This window comes from Thiothrix lacustris DSM 21227, from assembly GCF_000621325.1.
Classification (GTDB): domain Bacteria; phylum Pseudomonadota; class Gammaproteobacteria; order Thiotrichales; family Thiotrichaceae; genus Thiothrix; species Thiothrix lacustris.
This window is the reverse complement of record NZ_KK211259.1, coordinates 3174-10833: the sequence shown is the minus strand read 5'-3', so window position 1 is coordinate 10833 and position 7660 is coordinate 3174. Positions and strand designations below refer to the sequence as shown.

The following is a 7660-nucleotide window of genomic DNA, read 5'->3' as shown; positions in this document are numbered from 1 at the left end:
GTTTGAATGCCGCCCTGATTTAAAAGGGATTAAGAGGGGTGGCAATGAACCAAAGAGGGCGTATGCAATACGCCCCTACAAAGAAGCACCACCTGATTGCCGAGCTGATTTAATTGTCTGAACTTTGATTTTTATGATTAAAGGATTAGTGTGATTAAAGAGAGCAACCCACATCCAGTTCATCACACTAATCCTGTGAATCACAGTTCAGACAAATATAACGCCCCCCTTCACAAGCTTGCCAACTGCTCAAATGCTGCTCTTCTTGGTATACTGATCGCCATCAATACCATTTATGAAGAGACACCCACATGACACAGCCGCTCCTGATCAGCTTCTTAGGAAAAAATACGGTCGCCTCCAGCAAAGGCTACAGCACCGCCAACTATCAGATTGATGGCAAAAGCTACACAACAGCCTACTTTGGTTTTGCCCTTGCAGAACACCTGCGCCCTGAAAAAATCCTGCTACTCGGCACCTCAGGCAGCATGTGGGATGTGCTCATTGAAGCCCACGCCACCGACGGTCAACAAGAGGATGCCCGTTTACGCCTAATGGACATGGCACAAAGAGACGCAGTAGATGAAGCAACCCTCCTCCAATTCGCGCCACTGATCGAACAACACCTCGGCTGCCCTGTCGAGATGAAAATCATCCCTTATGCCCGTGACACTGACGAGCAAATTGCTATCCTCTCCACCATCGCCACCCATGTTCCCGCCGGACAAGCAGTGGTCATGGATGTGACCCACGGCTTCCGTCACTTGCCCATGCTAGGCTTGGTCGCCGCCCACTACCTCGAACGGGTCAAACAAGTACACGTCAGCGCCCTCTATTACGGCGCACTCGAAATGACCACCGACAGAAACACCCTAGCCGCTAAAACCCCCGTCCTCAACCTGCGCGGCTTACTGCAAACGATGGACTGGATACAAGCATTCGCCGCCTATGATGCCAGCGGTAACTACGCCCCGTTTGCCGAGCTGCTCCCCAAAGAAGGCTGGAACGAAAACGAATGCAATACTCTGCGCGAAGCCGCTTTCTTTGAGCGCACCACCAACGTCGTCAAAGCCCGCGCCTGTTTGAGCGGCTTAAAACCCGCACTGGAACGGCGCGGTTCAGCCTTCTTGCGCCTGTTCGGTGACGAACTGCAAAAACGCCTCTCATGGTGGAAACCCACCAGCCGCGCCGAATGGGAAGCCTCACTTGCCGATACCTACTACCGCCAAGGCGACTACCTCCGCGCCAGCATCTTCACGCAAGAAGCCTGCTTAAGTGCCTCCATGCCGCCCGAACAACAAAGCGACTTCAACGACAAACGCGAAGACAACCGCAAAGCCATGCAAAAAGCCGATGGGCGCTTTGCACGCCTCAGCGACATCCGCAACGGCATGGCGCATGGCGTCAAAGGCTGGCGGCAAGAATCCGCCAAAGTGCTGCAAAGCGAGCAATCGCTACGTTCCACCCTTGGCGACTTCATCAAAAACTGGCGCACCCTCGGCAAATAACCACAACAAGAGCTATCAACATGACCACTACGAAAACCAACCCGGAAGATTTTGAACGGCGCGTACTGCTGACGTTGGCGGGGCATTCGCCCGCTATTATTACCGAAACGCTGTATGCTCTCAGCCAGCAGCACCCGCCTTATGTGCCCACCGAAATCCACATCATCACCACAGCCAGTGGCAAGCAAAAGTTGCAGGAAAGCCTGTTGGGTGAGAAGGGAGCGCTGGCGCAACTGTGTATGACTTACCAGTTTCCCATGCCACAATTGCCGGACGATCACATCCACGTCATCACGCACAACGGGCATGAACTACCTGATATTCAAACGGAAACAGATAATACCGCCACAGCCGACTTTATTACCGCCCTAGTACACAGGCTTACTGCTGATGAAAGTACCAGCCTGCACGTTTCCATTGCAGGTGGGCGCAAAACCATGACCTATTACTTGGGTTATGCCATCTCGCTATTCGGGCGGATGCAAGACCGTATGTCACATGTGTTGGTGGATGAAAGCCGCATTCGCCGCGATTTTTTTTACCCTACACCTAACGCTGACATTGCCATTATATTGGCTGATATTCCGTTTGTGCGCCTGCGCGAAGGGCTGGGCTTTGCCAAGGCACTGAGCGAAGGCCAGTACACTTTTAACCGCGCGGTGGAACTAGTACAACGCCAGTTTTCCGCTATCAATGTTACATTAGTCAATAAGCAACTCTACGCCAACGACATCAAGGTGGAACACCCAAAATTCAAAGCCACCAGTTTGGCGGTGTATGTCTGGCTGCTCCTGCGCCGCCGCGATGGTTTGGGCGATATTCACTACAAAAGCAAGGATGATGGCGGCAATCATCAGTACAGCCAGGAACTATTGGCAGTTTACCGCCTGTTGCACGGTGAAAAAGGCATCAACAAAATGGAAACAGCCATCGAAGGCACTGGTTTGACGGCGGATTACCTGCGCCCGCACATCAACTATTGTAATACTGCACTGGAGCACTCCCTTAACAAAGCCGCCAGCCATTACGTGATCCAGCCAAGGGAACACGCAAGTGTGATTACCTATGGGTTACTGAATGCAGTGACCCCGGAAAATATCCATCTGCCGTTTGCTGCATTCCCGTTGGCAAGTTTGTAATCCTCACCGGCAACCCGCTTGCCACTCATACTGTCCTCATCGAAACAACAGATAAGGACAGCGACATGAACAACCTCTTCAATCACGCCACACACCTGCCCAGCGACCTTCGCCGCAACCCGCTGCGTCTGCCCTGCGACAACGCACCGGACTGGTGGGACATCATCCTGCGCTAAGCGCAACCACCACAGCAAGGGGGCGAGTTAGCAACCTTGCCAACCCCAACAAAAACCAACGAATCCCTTAATCTACACACACTGAAACAAACCAAGGAGAACACCATGATCCCCCCATGCACCCCTGACCCGACCTGCGAACTGATCAAGAAAGTCATCGAGATCATCATCAGGCGCTGACCACACCACACACCCCGACAGATGGCAGCCTGACAAGCTTGCCATCCAAGGGAAATCCCAAACAACACGGTAAACTTGAACCCCCTACAACAAACCAAGGAGCCACACATGCCACTAATTCTTACCATCGTCACTGCTCTCGTCACCATCATCCTCTGCGATGACGACTGAGCAAACTCACCCCGGCGGCTGCAAAGCCGCTTTATAACCAAGCTAACCGAAACAAACCCAGGAGAAACACATGTTACCTTTCCTCGCAGCCCCCATCATCGCAGAGGTCATCCTCCCCATCGCTGCCACCGTGCTGACCGCAGTCGCGGCACACAAGTGCGATCGCAAGCACCGCAACAAACGCCGCTGACACAACACCACCGGGCAGCTCCTCACCGGGTTGCCCAACCTTGTCAACCAATAACATAACAACCAACGAGGTGATTCCGCATGGCATTGAAAATCCGCTTCCTGCTGACCAGTCGCTGCACCGCGACCTGCACCTACTGCCACAACGAAGGCCAAGGCAAACAAGGTGCGTCGCTGCTGCGCCTGAGCACCATCAGTGCCATCCTCGGCAAGCTGGCGGCGGCGGGCATCGTGCCAGACGAAATCATCCTCAGCGGTGGTGAGCCGACCCTGCACAAGCAAGTGGGCGACATCGCCCGCCAGTGCAAAGCCACCGGCACGCACGTCTCGATGGACTCGCACGTCGGCCACCCACAACTGCTGCAAGCAGCGCTGCCCTACCTCGACGAGCTGAAAATGCACATCGACTCGTTCGACCCGGCAACACAACAGGCCAGCATGGGCATCGACATCCATGACGTGCTGACCAGCATCCGCCACGCCCAGCAGTTCCCGGCGCTGCAACTGCGCGTCAACCACCCGCTGCGCGACGTGCAGGAAACCGCCGCGTTCGTCGCCCGCACCCGTGAACTCGGCGTCGACTGCAAAGTGATCGAGATGTTCGGTCACGACACCTGCACCGCCAACCTGCGCACCGTCAACTGGGCAAACCTCGGTTACACCCGCCATGCCGACGGCGAGTGGCTGCACGCAGATGGCAAGCACCGCGTCTTCCACAAACGCTGCGGCGCGGCACACAACCAGCACGACAACACGCTCTTCATCGGCGCGGATGGCGTGCGCCGCGCCCTCGACAGCGCCGTGATCGGCACTGCCGACAACTTCCACACCAACATGCTGCAAGAAGGTTAAACATGCAACGCCACATCGCCGTTATTGCCTACGACATCGTGGGCGACGCCCGCCGCCGCCAGGTACACCGCTGCTTGAAAGCGTGGGGGCTGGCTTCCCAATACTCGCTGTTTGAATGCCAACTGGCTTCACGTGAGGCGGAAGAGTTGTTCCTGCAACTGACGGATTTGATCGACCCGCAGGAAGACAGCCTGATGCTGGCGTGGATGGACAAACAACGCGCCCCGCGCATGGTGACGGCGGTCAAACAGAACCATCATTTCCAGTCACCCCTGTGGTACGAGGGCTAAACCATGAAGCAATGGCACATCCTCGCGTATGACGTGCGCGACCTTAAACGCTTGCAGAAAGTGCATTACTACCTGAAAAAACGCGCCGTGCCCTTGCAGAAATCGGTGTTCCTGCTGCATTGCTCAGCGGCTGATCTTGCCCAAACCTTGCAGGGCGTGCGGGAACGGGCGCACTTGCGTGAGGATGACATCCGCCTGTACCCGGTGAGTTCGCCGCACAGCATCTGGGCTGCCGGGCAACAAAGCAACGCCGTGCAAGGGCTGTACGCGAGCAAAACCTCTGCCGCCCCTGAGCCGGGCGTCATGGATCGTCTGTTGAAAACACTGTTCGGATAAGCATAACGGAGAACTACCATGCTACTGGTCATTGACCGCAAGGAAACCACGGTGCGCTATACCACAGGCGCATTACGCATCGAGCGCCCGGATGAACCTGCCAAAACCATCCCGATCCAGATGCTGGAACAAGTGGTGGTATACGGCAATCCGCTGGTGGAAAGCGCGGTGTGGCGTGCGCTGGCGGATGCCGGTGTCCCTGCCATGTTGGTGGATGTGCGCGGCAAACAGCAACACGCTTTCATCAGCTCAGGCTTGGCAACCACTCTACCGTTACGGCGGATGCAGCACCGTTGTGCTGACGAGGCGGGTAAGCAACTGAGTGTCGCAGCTTATTGCGTGCAGCAAAAGTTGCGCAGTTACACCCTCCCCTTGCAACGCTTGCAAACCCTGTATGGCATCAGCGCCAGCCGCACTCAGGCATTCCAGCAACAGGTGGCGCAAACGCTGCTCAAGTTACCCAACGCCAGCAGCATCAATAGCCTGAGCGGGTTGGAAGGGCAAGTGGCGGCGGCGTGGTTCGCACTGTTGGCGGAAACGTTGCCGCAGTGGGGTTTCACCGGGCGTAACCGCCAGCCGCCGCGTGACCCGGTGAATGCGCTGCTGTCGCTGGGTTACACCTTGATGTTGGGGGAAGTGCGCCATGCGGTGCTTCAGGCGGGTTTCGACCCGGCGCTGGGTTTTTTGCATCAAGATTATCCGGGGCGCGAATCGTTGCCGCTGGATGTGCTGGAAAGCTTCCGCGCGATTGTCGATGCTTTCGTGCTGAGCTTGCTGCATAGCGCCCATCTGGATAAGGACAGTTTTTACTACCGCGACACCGAGGGCTGCCGTTTGAGCAAAGCCGCCCGCCCGGTGTTTTATGCGACGTGGGCGAACCTGCGCCAGCATTGCCCGCGCCCGTTTGCGGATGATGCGGGCAGTGATTGGCCTCATGCCACCCTGTCGGAAATCATCAATGGGCAGGTGATGCGCTTGCGTGAACAGTTGAAATCCGTGGATAACCAGGAGAACACAGCATGAGTATTCTGGAAACGGCGATGCAGCCGGACATTGTGGACAAGGCGTGGAACCTGCTGAAAACCGAGCATACGCCGTGGTCGGTAACGGTGAGTCGTGACCAGTTGCAACGTAACCTGATGCGCCATTTGCTCCAATGCCGGGAAGAAGTGCTTTCTGGACGTTATCAGCCGGAGCCGGTGCGCCAGTTTACCGTGCCAAAGCCGGACGGCAAACAGCGGGTCATTTCCGCGCCTTACCTGAAGGACAAGCTGGTGCAGCGTGCCTTGCTGATTGTGCTGGAGCCGAATGCCGAGGCGATTTTCCACCACGACAGTTACGCTTACCGGCGCGGGCGCAGTGTGCAGATGGCGCTGGCGAAAACCCGCGAACGTATCCGCATTGGGCAGGATTGGTTGGTGGATGCGGACATCAGCAAGTTCTTCGACAACATTCCGCTGGCACCACTGCAAAAGAAGCTGAAAGCATTCGTCAAAGATGGCGATGCCCTCAACCTGATCGACAAGTGGCTGAAACAGGGCGTGCAAAGTAGCAGCCTGTTCGGGACTTCGCGGGGGATTTCCCAAGGGTCTATCCTCTCGCCGCTGTTCTGCAACCTGTACATGAACGAGTTCGATCAGGCGCTGGCGGATAGCCACATTCCGTTTGTGCGTTTTGCGGATGATTTCCTGTTGTTCGCGACGGAACAAGACAAGGCGGAAAAGGCTTTGGCGTTTGCGGGGAAAAAACTGACGCAGATGGGGCTGGAATTGCACCCGACCAAAACGCGGGTGGTGCGCAGTAGCCGTCAGGTGATCTTTCTGGGGGAGGCGTTGCCGGGGCGGTGAAGAAACCCCTCACCCCTCTCCCTCAAGGGGCGAGGGGAAAGAGGTGGCTTGCGGTGGGGTGGGGGTTGGCACTATGATCAAAGCTCAGGTAGTGACAGGAGCGATACCATGCTGGCAGTGAAAATAACACCCGATAATCCGGCTTACATCAGCGAGGCGGAATATCTGGAGGGTGAGAAAATCACGGAAGAACGCCATGAATACATGAAAGGTAACCTGTTTACTATGCGAGGTAATTCACGGCGGCATAACCATATCGTGTTGAATGTGGCGCTTGCCTTGGATTTGGCTGGAAAATTAATTGACTGCCCCGCCGTTACTATGTTGACAGTCAAAGTCCGAGTGCAACGTGCTGATGCCTATTACTACCCCAATGTCATGGTGGGTTGTGAGCAAGACGACGCTAATGCCTATTATTTGGAAAAACCGTGTTTGTTGGTGGAGGTAAATTCTAAAGCGACTGAGTGGAAAAATTTCACTGAGAAGGTCATTGCTTATCAAAAGCTGGCATCGTTACAAGTTTATTTGATCGTGGCGCAAGATCAGCCGCTGGTGACGATGTATTACCGCGATAAAGAAACGGGTTGGGAAGTGGCGCGGTTTGATGATCTGGAACAATCCATCACACTGCCTTGCCCGGAAGCGACCCTGACGCTAGCTGACATCTACGAAGGCATTGACTTCAACCAACCGCTCAGCGAAGAGAGCTGAAAATGCTAGCAACATCAATCAGTTTATTATATAATCAGTGCCTTGCAAGCACTGGCTGTTTGCTGCCCTTTAAAAAAATTGCTGCGATTCATTTGCTGAAAATTCAGTCTAATTGTATTCAATCCGCGAGCCTGAAAATGCTAACTCTGAAACACCGATTTGATGTCAAAATTCATACACCGCAAGTTGTTGAAACCAAAGCGTTTCCGACGAACGGCGGGGTTTGAATGCCGCCCTGATTTAAAAGGGATTAAGACCACC

General features: G+C 55.1%; 8 protein-coding genes. All 8 read left to right on the top strand.

Annotated features, from left to right (window positions below; translation table 11 throughout):
* Positions 1 to 311 precede the first annotated feature (311 nt).
* The 8 genes from csx2 (at position 312) to Q394_RS0118310 (ending at position 7399) form a co-directional block, all read left to right on the top strand.
* Positions 312 to 1508, top strand: coding sequence for a TIGR02221 family CRISPR-associated protein (csx2, locus tag Q394_RS0118355; protein WP_028490528.1), 1197 nt, complete (start codon positions 312 to 314; stop codon positions 1506 to 1508).
* Positions 1509 to 1528: 20 nt separating this feature from the next.
* Positions 1529 to 2647, top strand: coding sequence for a CRISPR-associated ring nuclease Csm6 (csm6, locus tag Q394_RS21795; protein WP_051543561.1), 1119 nt, complete (start codon positions 1529 to 1531; stop codon positions 2645 to 2647).
* 797 nt (positions 2648 to 3444) lie between these two features.
* Positions 3445 to 4215 (top strand): radical SAM protein, encoded by a 771-nt coding sequence (locus tag Q394_RS0118335; protein WP_028490527.1) that lies wholly within the window; start codon positions 3445 to 3447, stop codon positions 4213 to 4215.
* 2 nt (positions 4216 to 4217) lie between these two features.
* Positions 4218 to 4505 carry a CRISPR-associated endonuclease Cas2 gene (gene cas2 / locus Q394_RS21130; protein ID WP_051543560.1) on the top strand — a complete coding sequence of 96 codons (288 nt, stop codon included), beginning with the start codon at positions 4218 to 4220 and terminating at the stop codon, positions 4503 to 4505.
* 3 nt (positions 4506 to 4508) lie between these two features.
* Positions 4509 to 4841, top strand: a complete 333-nt coding sequence (cas2, locus tag Q394_RS21790) for a CRISPR-associated endonuclease Cas2 (protein WP_051543559.1) — start codon at positions 4509 to 4511, stop codon at positions 4839 to 4841.
* Positions 4842 to 4859: 18 nt separating this feature from the next.
* A complete protein-coding gene (gene cas1, locus Q394_RS21785; RefSeq protein ID WP_051543558.1) occupies positions 4860 to 5864 on the top strand; it encodes a CRISPR-associated endonuclease Cas1 in 1005 nt (334 codons plus the stop codon).
* The gene (locus Q394_RS0118315; RefSeq protein ID WP_028490526.1) at positions 5861 to 6688 is read left to right on the top strand and encodes a reverse transcriptase domain-containing protein; all 828 of its coding nucleotides are present in this window, start codon (positions 5861 to 5863) and stop codon (positions 6686 to 6688) included. The genes cas1 and Q394_RS0118315 overlap by 4 nt, the downstream gene beginning before the upstream one ends.
* A gap of 108 nt (positions 6689 to 6796) precedes the next feature.
* Positions 6797 to 7399, top strand: a complete 603-nt coding sequence (locus Q394_RS0118310; RefSeq protein ID WP_051543557.1) for a Uma2 family endonuclease — start codon at positions 6797 to 6799, stop codon at positions 7397 to 7399.
* Positions 7400 to 7660 lie beyond the last annotated feature (261 nt).